A 15,126-nucleotide genomic window follows, 5' to 3' on the forward strand; every position below is an offset into this window, starting at 1 on the left:
TAGGGCAAAACGGGAGGAATGGCCGGTGCCCTCCGTGCTCCCGCCCGCCATCGCCCGCCGCCAATGGCAGTTCATGGCCGCGATCGGCGTTCTGGCCACCGCGCTCTACGCGGCGTACTCGTCGTCGGGCCTCGCCGCGGCCAGCCTGGTGGTGCTCGGCGTGCTCACCGTGGCGGCATGTTTCGTCGGGCCGCGCCGCTGGGGCGCCGAGCCGCCGGTGGCCTGGCTGCTGATGGCGCTGGCCGCACTGCTCTTCCTGATCGGGCTGCTGATCCGGCCGACGGTCACCAACCAGCCGATGCCGCTGCCGCTGCTCGCCGACGCGGCCAGCTTCAGCGGATACCTGCTGCTCGGCGCGTTCCTGTGCATGCTGCTGCGCAGCCGGCAGAGCCTGGAACGGCACGCCGTGCTGGACGGGCTGATCGTCTGCCTGGCCGCCGGGCTGACCAGCACGCTGCTGCTGGCCGCGCCGGCCGCCGCGATCCCGGGCCGGTCGCCGCTGCTCTCCATCATCCAGGGCACCTATCCGCTCCTCGACGTGGTGCTCGCCCTGCTCGTGATCAACCTGGCGTTCACCACCAAGACCTGGCCGATCAGCATGATCGCGCTGCTGGTGATGATGGTCGGGCTGTTCGTCGGCGACACCGCGTACGCGATCGTCGGCGTGAACGGCCACATCTACGCCTCACCGCTGCTGAACCTGCCGTACGCGCCGGCCTACGCGGCGCTCGGCGTGGCCGCCCTGCACCCGTCGGTCGCCGAGATGAGCCGCGCCGAGCGGCTGCCCGTGCAGGCCTGGTCCTGGCAGCGGCTGGCGGTGCTGCTGCCGGCGCTGTTCCTGCCGTTCGCGCTGCTGCTGACCACCGGCACCAGCGCGGCCTCGCACCGGCTGCTGATCGCGGTGGCCGGCGCCCTGATGATCCTGCTGCTGCTGGCCCGGGCGATCTCCGCGGTGCAGGCGCAGGTCGCCGCCCAGCTGCACTCCGAGCACCAGGCCACCCACGACCCGCTCACCTCGCTGCCGAACCGGCAGTCCATCTCCAGCGAGATCGAGCGCCTGGTCACCGCGGTCGGCCCGGACGGCCCGCAGCGGGTCTGGGTCTACATGCTCGACCTGGACGGCTTCAAGTGGGTGAACGACTCGTGGGGCCACGACACCGGTGACCAGCTGGTGATCGAGGTGGGCCGGCGGCTGCGCGCCCACGTGCCGGAGACGGTGCCGGTGGCCCGGGTCGGCGGCGACGAGTTCCTGCTCGCCTTCGTCGGCGACAAGGCCGGCGCGCTGCGGCTGGTCGACGACATCCGGGGCTGCTTCGCCAGGCCCTTCACGGTCCGGGACACCGAGGTGGTGATCAGCGCGTCGATCGGGATCGCGCACTCGGTCGGTGACGCGGTGCGCTCCGCGGTGACCGCCGAGGCGCTGATGCGCGACGCGGACACCGCGATGTACCGGGCCAAGGCCGAGGGGCCGGGCCGGTCCACCATCTTCGACACCTCGATGCACGACCAGGCACGGGAGCGGATCGAGCTGGAGGTCGCGCTGCGCCAGGCGCTCGCCGACCACCAGCTCTACGTGGTGTACCAGCCGATCGTCCGGCTGGAGACCGGGATGCCGGTGGGCGCCGAGGCGCTGGTCCGCTGGGAGCACCCGACCCGCGGCCAGATCCCGCCGATGCTGTTCATCCCGATCGCCGAGGACGCCGGGCTGATCTCGCAGATCGGCACGTTCGTCCGCAACGAGGCGCTGCGCCAGCTCGGCGTGTGGCGTTCGCAGGGTGTCGTGTCGGAGAGCTTCTACCTGTCGATCAACGTGTCGCCGCGCCAGCTGAGCGAGCCGGAGCTGCCGCTGGTGATCTCCGGCGAGCTGTTCAAGTACGGCGTCCCGGCGCAGTGCGTGGCGCTGGAGATGACCGAGTCGGTGATGGTGGACGGCTCCAGCGTCACCGGCCGGGTCCTGCACGAGCTGCGCCAGCTCGGCGCGAAACTGCTGGTCGACGACTTCGGCACGGGCTTCTCCGCGCTCGGCTACCTGCGCCGCTTCCCGGTCACCGGCGTCAAGATCGACCGGTCGTTCGTGATCGGCCTGGGTAAGAACGTCGAGGACGACGAGATCGTCCGCGCGGTGGTCGCGATGAGCCACGCGCTCGGCCTCAGCGTGATCGCCGAGGGCGTGGAGACGGTGCTGCAGCGGGAGGCGCTCTACCACGTCGGCGTGGTGAACGGGCAGGGCTGGCTCTGGGGCAAGGCGGTCTCGGCCACCGAGTTCGCCGAGCGCTGGCACCTGTCGGCGGACCTGCCGGAGATCCCGCTGCCGGTCGCCGCGGTGACCAGCTCCGGGCGGCACCGCCGCCCGGACACCGCCTGATCAGGATGCCAGCCGCTCCCGATCGTTGTTCGGGAACTCGTAGAGCCAGAACGACTGGGCGTCCATCCGGGTCGGCACCGCCTTGCCGGAGATCCGGGTGAGGATGACGCCGATCATCCGGGGCAGCCGCAGCTGCTCCTCGTTGTAGGTGCAGATGTCCACGAACACCTTGCCGTTGACCGCGCCGATCGGCCGGTACAGCGCGGTGAGCAGCTCGACGAAGACGCCGGTGCCGCTGCCACCCTTCTTCGCGCCGACGAAGAGCACGTAGAAGATCCGCTTCTCGGCGTACAGCTCCGGCCAGTGGTGCCGGAAGTAGTCCGGCGAGATCAGCGAGACGGCCTCCAGGTTGGTGGTCATCGCGGCCATCCCGAGCACCGTGCCGTCGTCGTCGAGCGCGAGGTACTTCTCCGCCCGGTCGTCGGCCATCAGCTCGTCGAACTCGTGGCGGTACAGCAGGTGCCGGTTGACCGCGAGCACCGCCAGGTCACCGAAGGACTCCATGTAGAAGTCCCAGGCCGGGTCGAGCAGTTCGGCAGGTACCACCGACATGACTTCCACACGCATGTTCGCCCCCGTGAAGTTGCCTCGCTTCCTGACAAACCTCTCAGCCCCACTGGTGCGGCGCGGGCAATTCCGGCATCATTCGCTCACGGATTTGCCGGCGTGAGCCACATCACGCCGGCCCGACGACTCACGGGAGAGGACATGACCGAGTTGATCGGCGCCGAGGGCCGGGCGACCTGGCTGGTCGTCCTCCTGCTGATGCTCGCCGCCGGACTGGGCCTGGCGCTGCTGGCCGCGACACGGGGCGGGTTGCCACCGCGCCGGTGACCCGATGAGGCACGCTGGGCTGATGCGCTTCGCCACCTGGAACGTCAACTCGGTCAAGGCCCGGCTCCCCCGCCTGCTCGACTGGCTGGAGCACACCGCTCCGGACGTGGTCTGCCTGCAGGAGACGAAGGTCGGCGAGGACGGCTTCCCCGCCGACGAGGTGGGCGAGCTGGGGTATCGGACGGCCGCGTACGGCCAGGGCCGCTGGAACGGGGTGGCGCTGCTGTCCCGGGTGGGCGTCGAGGACGTGCGCCGCGGCTTTCCCGGCGAGCCCGGCTTCCCGGACCCGGAGGCCCGGGCGGTCAGCGCGGTCTGCGACGGCATCCGGTTCATGTCGGTGTACGTGCCGAACGGCCGCACCCCCGACGACCCGCACTACCTCTACAAGCTGGAGTGGCTGCGGGTGCTGCGCGACGTGCTCGCCGCGGACCTGGCCGCCGGGCCGCTCGTGGTGGCCGGCGACTTCAACGTGGCACCGGCCGACGCCGACGTCTGGGATCCGGCCGTCTTCGCCGGCTCGACCCACGTCACGCCGCCGGAGCGGGCCGCCATCGCCGCGCTGCGCGACCTCGGGCTCACCGACGTGCCGGCCCGGGCCATGAAAGGCGACCATCCGTTCACCTATTGGGATTACCGCGCCGGCATGTTCCACCAGAACAAGGGGATGCGGATCGACCACGTCTACGCCAGCGCCGACCTGGCCGCCATGGTCACGGATGCCGTGGTGGATCGCGAGGCGCGCAAGGGGAAAGGCCCGTCCGATCACGCACCGGTGGTGGTCGACCTCAAGCGCTGATCATGCCGGTCGCGTCACGCTCGATCCCCGTTTTCCGGCCGACCCCGTAGGCTGAAGAGGTTCAGCACGACTCGGCGGGGGCGACGGGAGGGATGGATGTCAACCCGGATGCCGGCTTCGGCCGGCGATCCACACACGCCCCCGAGCACGGTGACCGCACTGCCGGCCGCGACGCCGGAGCTGTTGCGGGCGGCTCTCGACGCGGCCACCGACGCGATGCTGCTGTGCACCACGGCCGGCGACACCGTCGTGCTGGTCAACGCGGCCGCCCAGGCCCTGGTGCCGGACCTGCGGCCCGGCGAGACGCTGACCGCGGCGCCGCTCGCCGAGCTGGCCGCGGCCGCGGCCGACGGCGCCGACACCTTCCGCTCAGAGCATCACCACCGTTTTCTGTACGGCGTGAAGCGCCGGCTCGACGACCGCCACTACGCCTGGTACCTGCGGGATCGCACCGCCGAGCAGGAGCGCACCGCCGCACTGGAGGCCGAGCGGGCCCGGGCGGCGTTCCTGGCCGACGCCGGCCGGCACCTGTCCGCCTCCTTGCACCTGCGCCGGGTCCGGCGCACCACCGCCGAGCTGGCGGCCGCCCACCTGGCCGACGCGGCGGTGGTGATCCTGCCCCCGCACAAGCGGCAGAGCGCCTGGACCAGGATGGTCGCCGGCCGGCCGGTCGAGGAGGGCACGCTCGCCGAGCGCGGCCTGTCCGAGGTGCCCGGCCTGCGCGAGGTGATCGACGGCTTCCCGCCGATCCCGAGCCGCTGGCTGGACCCGGCGCAGGCGCCCGGCTGGTTGCTCCCGGCCGCGTTCGGCCCGATCGGCGCGCTGCTGGTCACCCCGCTGCCCGGTAACGCCGAGCCGGCCGGGGCGCTGATCCTGGCCCGCGGCGGGCCGCAGGCCTCGTTCAGCGAGGCGGACGAGGCTCTCGCCCGGGTGTTCGCGGCCCGGGCCGGCGCCGCCCTGGCCGCCGCCACCCTCTACCGCGACCAGGTGGACACCACCTCGGTGCTGCAGGCCGATCTGCTGCCGCCGGAGCTGCCGGTGTCCGAGGGGTTCGAGCTGGCCGGGTCCTACCAGGCGGCGTTCGAGGCGCTCCAGGTCGGCGGCGACTTCTACGAGGTGTTCGGCCCGTCCGGGGCGAGCACCGACACCCTCCTCGCGCTCGGGGACGTGTGCGGCATCGGGCCGGAGGCGGCGGTGCTGACCGGCAAGGTGCGCCAGACGCTGCGCGCGCTGCGCCTCATGCACGCCGGGCCGGAGACCATGCTGCGGGTGCTCAACCAGGCGCTGCTGGCGTCCGGCCGCAACCAGCGGTTCGTCACGCTGGTGGTCGGCTCGGTGACCCGGGCCGAGCACGGCCGGGTCCGGTTGGAGCTGGTCAGCGGCGGCCACCCGAGGCCGCTGGTGCTGCGCGCCGACCGGACGGTCGAGGAGGTGCCGGTCAGCGGCACCCTGATCGGGGTGATGCCGGAGACGGTGGTGCACCCGGCCACCGTGGAGCTGGCCCCCGGCGAGCTGTGCCTGCTCTACAGCGACGGCCTGACCGAGGCGCGCGGCGGGCCGGGTGGGCGTGACGAGTTCGGCGAGACCCGGCTGCGGCAGGCGCTGTCCTCCTGTGCCGGCCTGCCCGGCGCGGTCGCCCTGGAACGCCTGCGTCAACTCGTCTCCGATTGGGTACACGGGGGCACCACAGACGACATCGCCATGCTGAGCATCCGCGCGGCCGAGAGGACGCCGCTCAGCCTGCGCGGCGGCGGAGCACCGAACGAGTCGCCCTACCTGAGGGCCGCCCGCCGCGCCGACCGGAGGGCCCGACCGCGCGCATGATCATCACCCGTTCGCCTCGTTCGCTCGACGATCCCGGCCTCTACCAGCACTATCTGGACCTGGTCGGTGACGGTGACGAGTTCGGCGCCACCGAGCTGGCCCATGCTCTGCTCGACGACGGCGTCCCGGCCCAGCGGATCATGGTCGATCTGATCGGCGGCACCCAGGCCCGGGTCGGTGAGCTGTGGGCCGCCAACGAGTGGTCGGTGGCCCGGGAGCACGCCGCCACCGCTGTCAACGAGCGGGTGCTGGCCGCCCTGGCCGTCGGCCTGAGCGCACCGCCCCGCCGCGGCCGGATCACCCTGGCCTGCGTGGACGGCGAGTGGCACGGCCTGCCCGCGCGGATCCTGGGCGAGCTGCTGAAGATGGACGGCTGGCGGGTCGACTTCCTCGGCGCCAGCGTCCCCGGCCCGCACCTGATCACCCACCTGCACCAGACCGGCCCGGACGCTGTCGCGCTGAGCTGCATGATCCCGACCCGGCTGCCCCGCGCGCACGCCGCCATCACCGCCTGCCGCGCGGCCGGCGTCCCGGTGATCGCCGGCGGTCGCGGCATGGGCCCCGGCGGCCGCTACGCCGAACGGCTGGGCGCCGACGCCTGGGCCGGCTCGGCCGAGGAGGCGGTGGCCCGGCTCGGCGGCGACTGGCCCCCGCCGCTCGCTCCGGAGTTCCCCACCGAGTTCCTGGGTGACGAGGAGTACTCCCACCTGGTCCGCTCCCGGCCGCAGCTGATCGACACCGCGATGCACCGGCTGGCCGCGGTGGTCCCGGCGGTCCAGCACTACGACGAGCAGCAGCTGGAGGCCACCCGGGAGGACTTCGGCCACATCGCCGACTTCCTGGCCGCCTCGCTCTACCTCACCGAGCCGCACATCTTCCAGGACTTCACCGCCTGGACCGCGCAGGTGCTCGCCGCCCGCCGGGTCCCGGTCTCCGCGCTGCGTGCCGGTCTGCGCCTGGTCCGTGACCAGCTGATCGACTTCCCGGCCGCCACCGCGACCCTCGACCTGGCGCTCGCCGACCTGCCGGCGTCCTGACCCGCCGGCCACCCGCGGCTCGTCACCCTCCAGGCGATCCGCCGGCTGCGCCACGACCCCCGCCACCCGAAGGCGCCATCCAGGCGATCCGCCGGCTGCGCCACGACCCCCGCCACCCGAAGGCGCCATCCAGGCGATCCGCCGGCTGCGCCACGACCCCAGGCGCCGGGGGCGGCATCCGGCGTACTGTGCTGGGCCACGCGGCCACCGGGCGAACCCCCCGGTGGCCGCGTGGCCCGCGAATACCTGTCGCGACGTGGCGCGACCCGGCCGAGCGTCGATCAGCTGCGGCGGAAGGCGTAGCTGCGGCCGCCGGCAGCGCCGGCCGCCTTACCGGCGCGGGCCCGGTCCGACCGCTCCCGCGCCGCCTGCCGGCCGTCGCGCGCCCCGTGGTGCGTCGCCTCCGCGGGAACGCCCTGCTCGTGGTCGCCGCCGGCGGCCGCCACCCGGCCGAGGGCCGCGGCGATGTCGCGGCGGGCCAGGTCGTCCTGGTCGAGATGTACCGAGAAAGGTTGGGCAGGCATGTCGCCACCTCCGGGAAGGTCGAGTCCGGTGCCCGGTTCGGGGACGGGCGGGAGGTGCCGGCGATCGACGCGGCGGGAGGTAGCCGTGACCGGACGCGCCACCGGAGTCGACCCGGACAGGCGGCACCCGAGCGCGGAACCTCGATCAGCGGATCGAAGGCCGGCGCGGAAGGCGACCCACGCGGACTCGACCGCGCGTCAACCGCCGGACACGAGGACCGGGGAGGCGAGGGAGCCGGTGGCGCGGGCGCCGGGGTGCGATCACAGCATGCGGCCAACATATCCGCGGTGCTTCCGGGCGCGCCACCGATTTATTCGGGGACTCCGGCACGACGTGGCCGCGCGGCGGAGCGGCGCTCCGGGCGTACCGGAAACCGGCGGACCTGGCGGCGAGGCGGACCGGAAGCGGACCGGGATTCGGGCCGGAAGCGGACCGTGACTCGGGCCGGAAGCGGACCGTGACTCGGGCCAGGAGCGGACCGGGAGCGGACCGGACGTGGAGCGGGCCGGCGGTGGGCCGGCCCGCTGACCATCGGGAGAGCTCAGCCGAGCTGGATGTACACGTCGTCGAGCTGGCCGTGGTACATGTCGCTGGAGGCGCCGAAGTTCGGCCCGCCGATGCGCAGCGGCATGGTGTTGTCGACCGAGAGCGTCGCCGGGATGGTGGTGCGCGAGCCGGGGTTGCCGTCGACCGAGATGGACAGGCTGGTGGCGGTCCGCTCGCAGACGATCTTGTGCCAGCTGCCGTCGGCGAGCGGGCGGGCCGAGGTGGCGGTGAAGGTCTGCCCGGTGCCCTTGCCGGTCATCGCGCACTGGGCGCGCCCGGTCTTGCCGGTGAGCTGCAGCTTCCAGACACTGTCCGCGCCGGCCAGGCCCTTCTGCATGACGTTGGCCTTGCCGTGCAGCTGCGCCTGGGTCACCCGGACGCTGGCCGCCCACCGGAAGTTCCGGGTCCCCGGGTTCAGGTCGGCGTCGTTCGGGGCTTCGAGCAGGGCCTTGCCGCAGGTGCCGGTCGCCGGGCAGACGGCCGGGAAGGCGGCGTAGCGGCCGGCGCCCTCGGTGTTGATCGCGACGGTGCCGTTGTCGGCGCCCCGGACGGTCAGGCTGGAACCCCGGCCGGACAGGTCGGAGATCTTGCCGGCGGTCGCGCCGCCGTCGAAGTTGTAGCGTGCCACCAGGGTCGGCGGCGGGTCCACCACGGGCGCGGCGGCCGCGGGGGCGGCCAGTGCCGGGACCGTCAGGAGAACCAGGGTGGAGAGCGTGAACATCTTCATACCCCAGAAGATGCCTGATAATGCCGGTTTGGGGGGTAATAAACCCGACTAAGTAGATCGTAAGGGGTCAGAGAAGTCCGGCGGACTCCGCGATCAGGCAGACCGCGACCAGGCGCAGCAGCGGCCAACCGGCGCCGCTCCACCCGGCGACAGTGGTCGGCGCGCCACCCGGCTCGGGCAGCGGACGGGACATCCGGACCGCGGCGGCGGCGATGCTGCGCGCGTACGCCGCCAGCCCCTCCGCGTCGATCGTCCGGCCCGCGTCGAGCAGCGCCTCCCGGACAGCGGCGGCGTGCTGGTCGACGACGGCCAGCAGACCGGGCTCGGCGAACGCGGCGGCGAGGCCGTCGACACCGACGCGGGCCATCATCTCGTCGAGGTAGGAATCGGCGGTAACAGCGGCGAAGGCGATGCTCTCGTTCGTCATGCGGAAGAATCTGCCAGGTGCCGCCCGGTCCCGACAGGGGCGTGACCGAACGGCACCTGAGCCGCACCAACCTGCAACCAGCTCAGAGCGGCAGAGCGTCCATGGCCTTGAATATGCGCTTGTCAGAGACGGGGTAGGCGGTCCCCAGGGTCTGCGCGAAGAGGTTGATCCGCAGCTCCTCGATCATCCACCGGATCTCCCGCAGCCCTTCCGCGGCCGGCCCGCCCGGGGCCGCCTCCGCCTTGAGCTCGCGGTACTCCGCCTCGATCTCCTGGATTGCGGTGATCAGCTGCCGGTCGCGCCCCGCGGACCCGCCGAGGCGGTCCAGCCGGTAGCTGATGCCGCGCAGGTAGCGGGGCATGTGGTGCAGCTGCCGCCAGCCGGTCTCGGTCACGAAGCCCGGGTAGACCAGGCCCTTGAGCTGCTGCCGGATGTCGGTGAGCGCGGGCAGCAGCATCGGGTCCTTGACCTGGCGCACCCGCTGGTCCACCTCGTACGCCGTGGCCAGCACCGCCTGCACCTGGGTGACCACGTTCGCCACCGCGTCGACCAGGTCCTCGCGCACCGTGTCGCGCAGCGACGCGAACTCGACCGACGACCAGACCGGCCCACCGGCGTCGGCGACCAGCTTGTCCACCGCCGCGCCCGCGCAGTCGTCCAGCAGGTCGGCGATCGACCGGTACGGGTTGGCCCGGGACAGCTCCAGTTTCGCCCGGTTGTCCAGGCGCCCCTGCAGGAACCGGGCGGCCGGCGGCAGCGTGAGCAGCAGCAGCCGCCGGGTGCCGGCCCGCATCGCGATGCGCTGCTCGGCCTCGGTCTCGAACACCTTCACGCCGACGCTGGCGCCCTCGTCGACCAGGGCCGGCCAGACGTTCACCCGGTAGCCGCCGCGTACCTGCTCGACCCGGTGCGGGAGGGCGCCGAAGTCGTTGGTGGTGATGCCGGTGCGTTCCAGGTCGCCGGCCGCCCGGGAGATGGTGGCCCGCACCTTCGGCGCCAGCTCGCGGCGCAGCACCTCCAGGTCGCGGCCCTCGGCGACGACCTCGCCGGACTCGTTGACGATCCGGAAGTTCATCCGCAGGTGGTCCGGTACCTGGTCGGGCCGCCACGCGTCGCGCGGCACGATGGTGCCGGTGAGCCGGCGCAGCTCGTTGCCGACCGCGTCGGGCAGCGGGCCGCGGCGGGCCGGAATCCGGTCGAGGACGGCCTCGGCCCAGTCCGGGACCGGCACGAAGCTGGTGCGCATGGCCTTGGGGAGGGCGCGGATCAGGGCGATCACGACGTCCTTGCGGAAGCCGGGGACGGACCAGCCGAAGTCCTCCGCGTCGACCTTGTTGATCAGGTCGAGCGGGAGCCGTACGGTGACGCCGTCGGCGTGCTTGCCGGGGTCGAACTCGTAGCGCAGCGGCAGCTTGACCCCGCCCGCGAGCCAGGCGTCCGGGAACGCGTTCGGGTCGACCGTGTCCCGGCCCGCGTTGACCAGCTCCTCGCGGGTGAAGGTGAGCAGGTCCGGGTTCTCCCGGCGGGCCTTTTTCCACCACCCGTCGAAATGCCGGGACGAGACCACCTCGGCGGGGATCTTCGCGTCGTAGAGCGAGAAGACCACCTCGTCGTCGACGGCGATGTCCCGCCGCCGCGCCCGGTTCTCGATCTCGGCGATCTGCCGCAGCAGCCGCCGGTTCGCCTCGAAGAACTTGTGGTGGGTCTCCCAGTCCCCCTCGACCAGGGCGTGCCTGATGAACAGCTCGCGCGAGACCTCCGGGTCGACCTTGCTGTACCCCACCCGGCGGCGCGGCACGATCGGCAGCCCGTAGAGCGTGACCTTCTCGAAGGCCATCACGGCACCCAGCTGGCGATCCCAGTGCGGTTCGCTGTAGGAGCGTTTGACCAGGTGGGGGGCGAGTTTCTCGGCCCACTCCGGCTCGATCCGGGCGTTCACCCGGGCCCACAACCGGCTGGTCTCGACCAGCTCGGCTGACATCACCCAGCGCGGCTGCCGCTTGAACAGCACCGAGCCCGGGAAGATCGCGAACTTGGCGCCCCGCGCCCCGAGATATTCGCGCTTGTCGGTGTCCTTGAGCCCGATGTGGCTGAGCAGACCCGCGAGGAGGGCGGTGTGCACTGGTTGCGGCGCGACTCCCGCTTCCCAGTCCTCGGTGAGCGAGAGCTTGAGGGTACGCGCGACCTGCCGCAGCTGCGTGTAGATGTCCTGCCACTCCCGCACGCGCAGATAGTTCAGGAACTCCGAGCGGCACAGCCGGCGGAACTGGTTGCCGGACAGCTCCCGCTGTTTCTCCCGCAGGTAGCGCCACAGGTTGAGGTAGGTGAAGAAGTCCGATTCCTTGTCCACGAACCGGGCGTGTTTCTCGTCGGCCTGCTGCTTCTTGTCGGCCGGGCGCTCGCGCGGGTCCTGGATCGACAGCGCCGCGGCGATCACCATCACCTCGGCGACGCACTCCTGCCTGTCCGCCTCGATGACCATGCGGGCCAGCCGCGGGTCGACCGGCAGCTGGGCGAGCTGGCGGCCGAGCGGGGTGAGATCGCCCTTGTCGAGGGCGCCGAGCTCCTCCAGCAGCTTGATGCCGTCGGTGATGTTGCGCCGGTCCGGCGGGTCGATGAACGGGAACTTGGCCAGGTCACCGAGCCCGAGGTTGGTCATCTGGAGGATCACCGACGCGAGGTTCGTCCGCAGGATCTCCGGTTCGGTGAACTCCGGCCGGCCCTCGAAGTCCTCCTCCGAGTAGAGCCGGACGCAGATGCCGTCCGAGGTCCGGCCGCACCGGCCCTTCCGCTGGTTGGCGCTGGCCTGGGAGACCGGCTCGATGGGCAGCCGTTGCACCTTGAGCCGGTGCGAGTACCTGCTGATCCGGGCGGTGCCCGGGTCGATCACGTACCGGATGCCGGGCACCGTCAGCGAGGTCTCGGCCACGTTGGTGGCCAGCACGATCCGGCGGCCGGTGTGGCGTTCGAAGACCTTGTGCTGCTCGGCGGCGCTCAGCCGGCCGTAGAGCGGGACCACCTCGGTGTTGCGCAGGTCCTTCCTGGTCAGCGCGTCGGCGGTGTCCCGGATCTCCCGCTCGCCGGACATGAAGACCAGGATGTCGCCGTCGGTGGGCAGCTCGTCGACGGCCGCCGCGATGCCCTCGATCTGGTCGATCGGCTCCTCGCGGACCTCATCATCGTCCTCGTCGATCAGGGTGGTGGTGACCAGCGGGCGGTAGCGGACCTCGACCGGGTACGTCCGGCCGGACACCTCGATCACCGGGGCCGGTTTGCCCTCGGCGTCCGCGAAGTGCTCGGCGAACCGCTGCGTCTCGATGGTCGCCGAGGTGATCACGATCTTGAGGTCGGGCCGTTTCGGCAGCAGGTCGCGCAGGTAGCCGAGGATGAAGTCGATGTTGAGGCTGCGCTCGTGCGCCTCGTCGATGATCAGCGTGTCGTATCGCCGGAGCATCCGGTCGGTCTGGATCTCGGCCAGCAGGATACCGTCGGTCATCACCTTGACCAGGGTGTCCTCGCCGACCTGGTCGGTGAACCGCACCTTGTAACCGACCGTCGAGCCGAGCGGCCGGTCCAGCTCCTCGGCGATCCGCTCGGCCACCGTCCGGGCGGCGATCCGCCGCGGCTGGGTGTGGCCGATCTGCCCGCGCACGCCGCGACCCAGCTCCAGGCAGATCTTCGGCAGCTGGGTGGTCTTGCCCGAGCCGGTCTCGCCGGCGACCACGACGACCTGGTGGTCGCGGATCGCCGCGGCGATGTCGTCCTTGCGGGCGCTGACCGGCAGCGCCTCGGGATAGCTGATCGGCGGGACCGCGCCGAGCCGCGTCTCGAGTCTGAGCCGGGCCCTCTCGACCTCGGCGGCGATCTCGGCGAGGGCGGCGGACCGGGCGTCGTCGTCGCGGATCCGACGCGTTCCGTCGAGGCGGCGCCGCAGCCGGTGTTCGTCACGGGGAAGGAGCTCGGAGATCCGGCTGCGTAGTTCAGAAATCGACATGGCGGGCCAAGGATAGGCGCAACCGGCGCGAAACGCCTGGTGATTAACGCCGCCCTGGCGGCCGGCCACCGGTCTCAGCTACCCGGGCTCTTCTGCGGGTTCGCGGCCAGCCACTGGTCGATGGTGTCGTTCCGGATCGCGGCGAACATCGCCGGGGCCTTCCGCGCGTCCAGCCGCACCGCGGTGCCGGCCGGCGTGCGCAGGCCGGCCGACGAGTACGGCACCGTCGCGTAGGTGATGTTCGGTTGTACATCCGGCCGAAGTCGCCACCGGGCACCTCGTAGCGCTGGCGCATGAACGGTCAGCTTGCGTACCGTGGTCGCGGTCAGCTTGGCCCCGCCGAAGCTCGGCGAACGGCGACCGGGCCTGGTTTCCCGTGCACACGTGCAGAATGCCGCCCAACCGGTCGGAGCCCCCCGTCAAGATCATCGCGCTCCGGCGCGATAGCGCAGGTCACTCGCCCTCGTCGTCGACAGTGCCGTCCGGATGCGCGGCCAGCCACTGGTCGATGGTGTCGTTCCGGACCGCGGCGAACATCTCCGCCGCCGCCCTCGTGTCCAGCTGCACCGCGCTGCCGGCCGCCGTCCTCAGGTCCGCCCGGGTGTACGGCACCGTCGCGAACGTGATGTCCGCCGGCCGGATGTCGCGCACCGCCAGGACCAGGTCCCGCAGGTTCAGGCTCTGGTCGACGGTCAGCGAGTCGGCGGCGATGCCGAGCAACTCGTCCAGCCGCAGCGGCTTGAACAGCAGCTTGTTCGCGGCCACCTTGGCGATCACCGCCTTGACCACCAGCTGCTGGTTGCGGATCCGGCCGAAGTCGCCGCCGGGCACGTTGTAGCGCTGGCGCATGAACTCCTCGGCGATCGCCCCGTCCATGTCGTGGCAGCCCCGCTTCCACTCCCGGTCGCTGAAGGTGCTCTTCACGTCGTACGGCACGCAGACGTTCACCCCGTCCACCGCGTCGACCAGGTCGTGGATGCTGGCGAAGTTCGCGATCATGGCGCCGTCCAGCGGTACGCCGGTCAGCTCGCGTACCGTGGTGGCGGTCAGCGCCGCCCCGCCGAACGCGTACGCCGCATTGATCTTGTTCTTGCCGCCCTTCCAACTGCCACCGGCCGGCACCTCGACGTAGCTGTCCCGCGGGATCGAGATGATCGTGGCACGGCTGCGGTCCCTGGCGATGTGCACCAGCATGATGGTGTCCGACCGCTCGCCGATCGGGCTGCTCCCGCCGGGCTCGGTGGCCCGCGAGTCGGAGCCGAGCAGCAGCAGGTTCAGCGCGCCCGACTCCCAGTTCTGCTTGCTCCGCGCGGCCTCACCGGCCGGCGCCGAGGGCAGCAGCGCGGCCCGGTCCACCTGATTCTCGTAGTGGCTGACCAGCACGTAACCACCGGCGGTCAGGCCGCCGATCAGGAACACCAGCAGCACCGAGAGCACGATCAGGGCCTTCTGCCAGCCCGCCCGCCGGCCGAACCACCCGCGCCGTTTCGCGGTCCCGGTCTCCTGAAGATCTGCATTCACGCGCCTCACTGTGCGGATGCCGTGCCCACCGGTCAAGGTGGAGAGACCCGTTTCTCCGGAGCACCCTGGCTCGATATCCCGGATGACGGGATCGGACAACCGAATCGAGGCCGAGGGTGATCGTTGTCGCTGAGGACCACGAGGACATCCGCTACGTGCTCAAACGCTCGCTGGAGCGGGCCGGTCACCGGGTCGTGGTGACGGCTGACGGAGCGGCCGCGCTGGCCGCGATCCGGGAGCACCGGCCGGACCTGGTGGTGACCGATGTCGACATGCCGCGGATGACCGGTCTGGACCTGTGCCGGGCGATCCGCGCCGACGACGACCTGCGGCACATCCCGGTGGTGGTGGCCAGCGGGTCGCTGATGCCCGGCGACGCCCAGGCCAGCGACGCGGGCGCGTCAGCGACGCTGCTGAAGCCGTTCGTCCCGGCCCAGCTGCTGGCCCTGGTCGCCACCCTGCTCCCGCAGACCACCCCGGACAACGGCTGACCGCAGGATCAGGACCGATTTCCGGTACGCCGGGAGCGG

13 protein-coding genes are annotated in these 15,126 nt (G+C 71.9%); 6 read left to right on the top strand and 7 right to left on the bottom strand.

Translation table 11 applies throughout. The annotated features are described in order from the left end of the window. Nucleotides 1-25: 25 nt before the first annotated feature. Nucleotides 26-2,365 (top strand): putative bifunctional diguanylate cyclase/phosphodiesterase, encoded by a 2,340-nt coding sequence (locus Actob_RS29255; protein WP_284915061.1) that lies wholly within the window; start codon nucleotides 26-28, stop codon nucleotides 2,363-2,365. Here the strand turns inward: Actob_RS29255 and Actob_RS29260 are convergent, their stop codons facing one another. Beyond that, nucleotides 2,366-2,932 carry a hypothetical protein gene (locus Actob_RS29260; RefSeq protein WP_284915062.1) on the bottom strand — a complete coding sequence of 189 codons (567 nt, stop codon included), beginning with the start codon at nucleotides 2,930-2,932 and terminating at the stop codon, nucleotides 2,366-2,368. Nucleotides 2,933-3,073: 141 nt separating this feature from the next. On the opposite strand from Actob_RS29260, the gene Actob_RS29265 reads away from it, so the two are divergent. From Actob_RS29265 to Actob_RS29280, 4 genes are all read left to right on the top strand, one after another. Then, a complete protein-coding gene (locus Actob_RS29265; RefSeq protein ID WP_284915063.1) occupies nucleotides 3,074-3,199 on the top strand; it encodes a hypothetical protein in 126 nt (41 codons plus the stop codon). Nucleotides 3,200-3,221: 22 nt separating this feature from the next. After that, the gene (locus tag Actob_RS29270) at nucleotides 3,222-3,995 is read left to right on the top strand and encodes an exodeoxyribonuclease III (RefSeq protein ID WP_284915064.1); all 774 of its coding nucleotides are present in this window, start codon (nucleotides 3,222-3,224) and stop codon (nucleotides 3,993-3,995) included. 96 nt (nucleotides 3,996-4,091) lie between these two features. Beyond that, nucleotides 4,092-5,819 (top strand): PP2C family protein-serine/threonine phosphatase, encoded by a 1,728-nt coding sequence (locus Actob_RS29275; RefSeq protein ID WP_284915065.1) that lies wholly within the window; start codon nucleotides 4,092-4,094, stop codon nucleotides 5,817-5,819. Next, on the top strand, nucleotides 5,816-6,856 hold the full coding sequence (locus Actob_RS29280; protein ID WP_284915066.1) for a cobalamin B12-binding domain-containing protein: 1,041 nt from the start codon (nucleotides 5,816-5,818) through the stop codon (nucleotides 6,854-6,856). The genes Actob_RS29275 and Actob_RS29280 overlap by 4 nt, the downstream gene beginning before the upstream one ends. Before the next feature lie 281 nt (nucleotides 6,857-7,137). Here the strand turns inward: Actob_RS29280 and Actob_RS29285 are convergent, their stop codons facing one another. The 6 genes from Actob_RS29285 to Actob_RS29310 all read right to left on the bottom strand — a co-directional run bounded on the left by Actob_RS29285 (nucleotide 7,138) and on the right by Actob_RS29310 (nucleotide 14,596). Beyond that, nucleotides 7,138-7,380 carry a hypothetical protein gene (locus Actob_RS29285; RefSeq protein ID WP_284915067.1) on the bottom strand — a complete coding sequence of 81 codons (243 nt, stop codon included), beginning with the start codon at nucleotides 7,378-7,380 and terminating at the stop codon, nucleotides 7,138-7,140. A gap of 542 nt (nucleotides 7,381-7,922) precedes the next feature. Then, on the bottom strand, nucleotides 7,923-8,654 hold the full coding sequence (locus tag Actob_RS29290) for a LamG-like jellyroll fold domain-containing protein (protein ID WP_284915068.1): 732 nt from the start codon (nucleotides 8,652-8,654) through the stop codon (nucleotides 7,923-7,925). A gap of 67 nt (nucleotides 8,655-8,721) precedes the next feature. After that, nucleotides 8,722-9,081 (bottom strand): DUF6401 family natural product biosynthesis protein, encoded by a 360-nt coding sequence (locus tag Actob_RS29295; RefSeq protein WP_284915069.1) that lies wholly within the window; start codon nucleotides 9,079-9,081, stop codon nucleotides 8,722-8,724. Between the two features lie 82 nt (nucleotides 9,082-9,163). After that, entirely contained in the window at nucleotides 9,164-13,075 is a 3,912-nt protein-coding gene (hrpA, locus tag Actob_RS29300) for an ATP-dependent RNA helicase HrpA (RefSeq protein ID WP_284915070.1), read from the bottom strand. 74 nt (nucleotides 13,076-13,149) lie between these two features. After that, nucleotides 13,150-13,299: a hypothetical protein gene (locus tag Actob_RS29305; RefSeq protein ID WP_284915071.1), complete on the bottom strand. Its 150-nt coding sequence runs from the start codon at nucleotides 13,297-13,299 to the stop codon at nucleotides 13,150-13,152. A gap of 229 nt (nucleotides 13,300-13,528) precedes the next feature. Further along, complete coding sequence (locus tag Actob_RS29310) at nucleotides 13,529-14,596, bottom strand: LCP family protein (protein WP_284915072.1); 1,068 nt, start codon at nucleotides 14,594-14,596, stop codon at nucleotides 13,529-13,531. Nucleotides 14,597-14,712: 116 nt separating this feature from the next. Here Actob_RS29310 and Actob_RS29315 point away from each other — a divergent pair, with 116 nt between their 5' ends. Next, the gene (locus tag Actob_RS29315) at nucleotides 14,713-15,087 is read left to right on the top strand and encodes a response regulator (protein ID WP_284915073.1); all 375 of its coding nucleotides are present in this window, start codon (nucleotides 14,713-14,715) and stop codon (nucleotides 15,085-15,087) included. Nucleotides 15,088-15,126: the final 39 nt, after the last annotated feature.

Source organism: Actinoplanes oblitus, from assembly GCF_030252345.1.
In the GTDB taxonomy this organism is placed as follows: Bacteria; Actinomycetota; Actinomycetes; order Mycobacteriales; family Micromonosporaceae; genus Actinoplanes; species Actinoplanes oblitus.

Excerpts from the sequence above, each read along its gene's own strand:
- Actob_RS29290 (WP_284915068.1), bottom strand. The coding sequence starts at position 8,654 with ATGAAGATGTTCACGCTCTCCACCCTGGTTCTCCTGACGGTCCCGGCA.
- Actob_RS29295 (WP_284915069.1), bottom strand. The coding sequence starts at position 9,081 with ATGACGAACGAGAGCATCGCCTTCGCCGCTGTTACCGCCGATTCCTAC.
- Actob_RS29285 (WP_284915067.1), bottom strand. The coding sequence starts at position 7,380 with ATGCCTGCCCAACCTTTCTCGGTACATCTCGACCAGGACGACCTGGCC.
- Actob_RS29275 (WP_284915065.1), top strand. The coding sequence starts at position 4,092 with ATGTCAACCCGGATGCCGGCTTCGGCCGGCGATCCACACACGCCCCCG.
- Actob_RS29260 (WP_284915062.1), bottom strand. The coding sequence starts at position 2,932 with ATGCGTGTGGAAGTCATGTCGGTGGTACCTGCCGAACTGCTCGACCCG.
- hrpA (WP_284915070.1), bottom strand. The coding sequence starts at position 13,075 with ATGTCGATTTCTGAACTACGCAGCCGGATCTCCGAGCTCCTTCCCCGT.
- Actob_RS29280 (WP_284915066.1), top strand. The coding sequence starts at position 5,816 with ATGATCATCACCCGTTCGCCTCGTTCGCTCGACGATCCCGGCCTCTAC.
- Actob_RS29265 (WP_284915063.1), top strand. The coding sequence starts at position 3,074 with ATGACCGAGTTGATCGGCGCCGAGGGCCGGGCGACCTGGCTGGTCGTC.
- Actob_RS29270 (WP_284915064.1), top strand. The coding sequence starts at position 3,222 with ATGCGCTTCGCCACCTGGAACGTCAACTCGGTCAAGGCCCGGCTCCCC.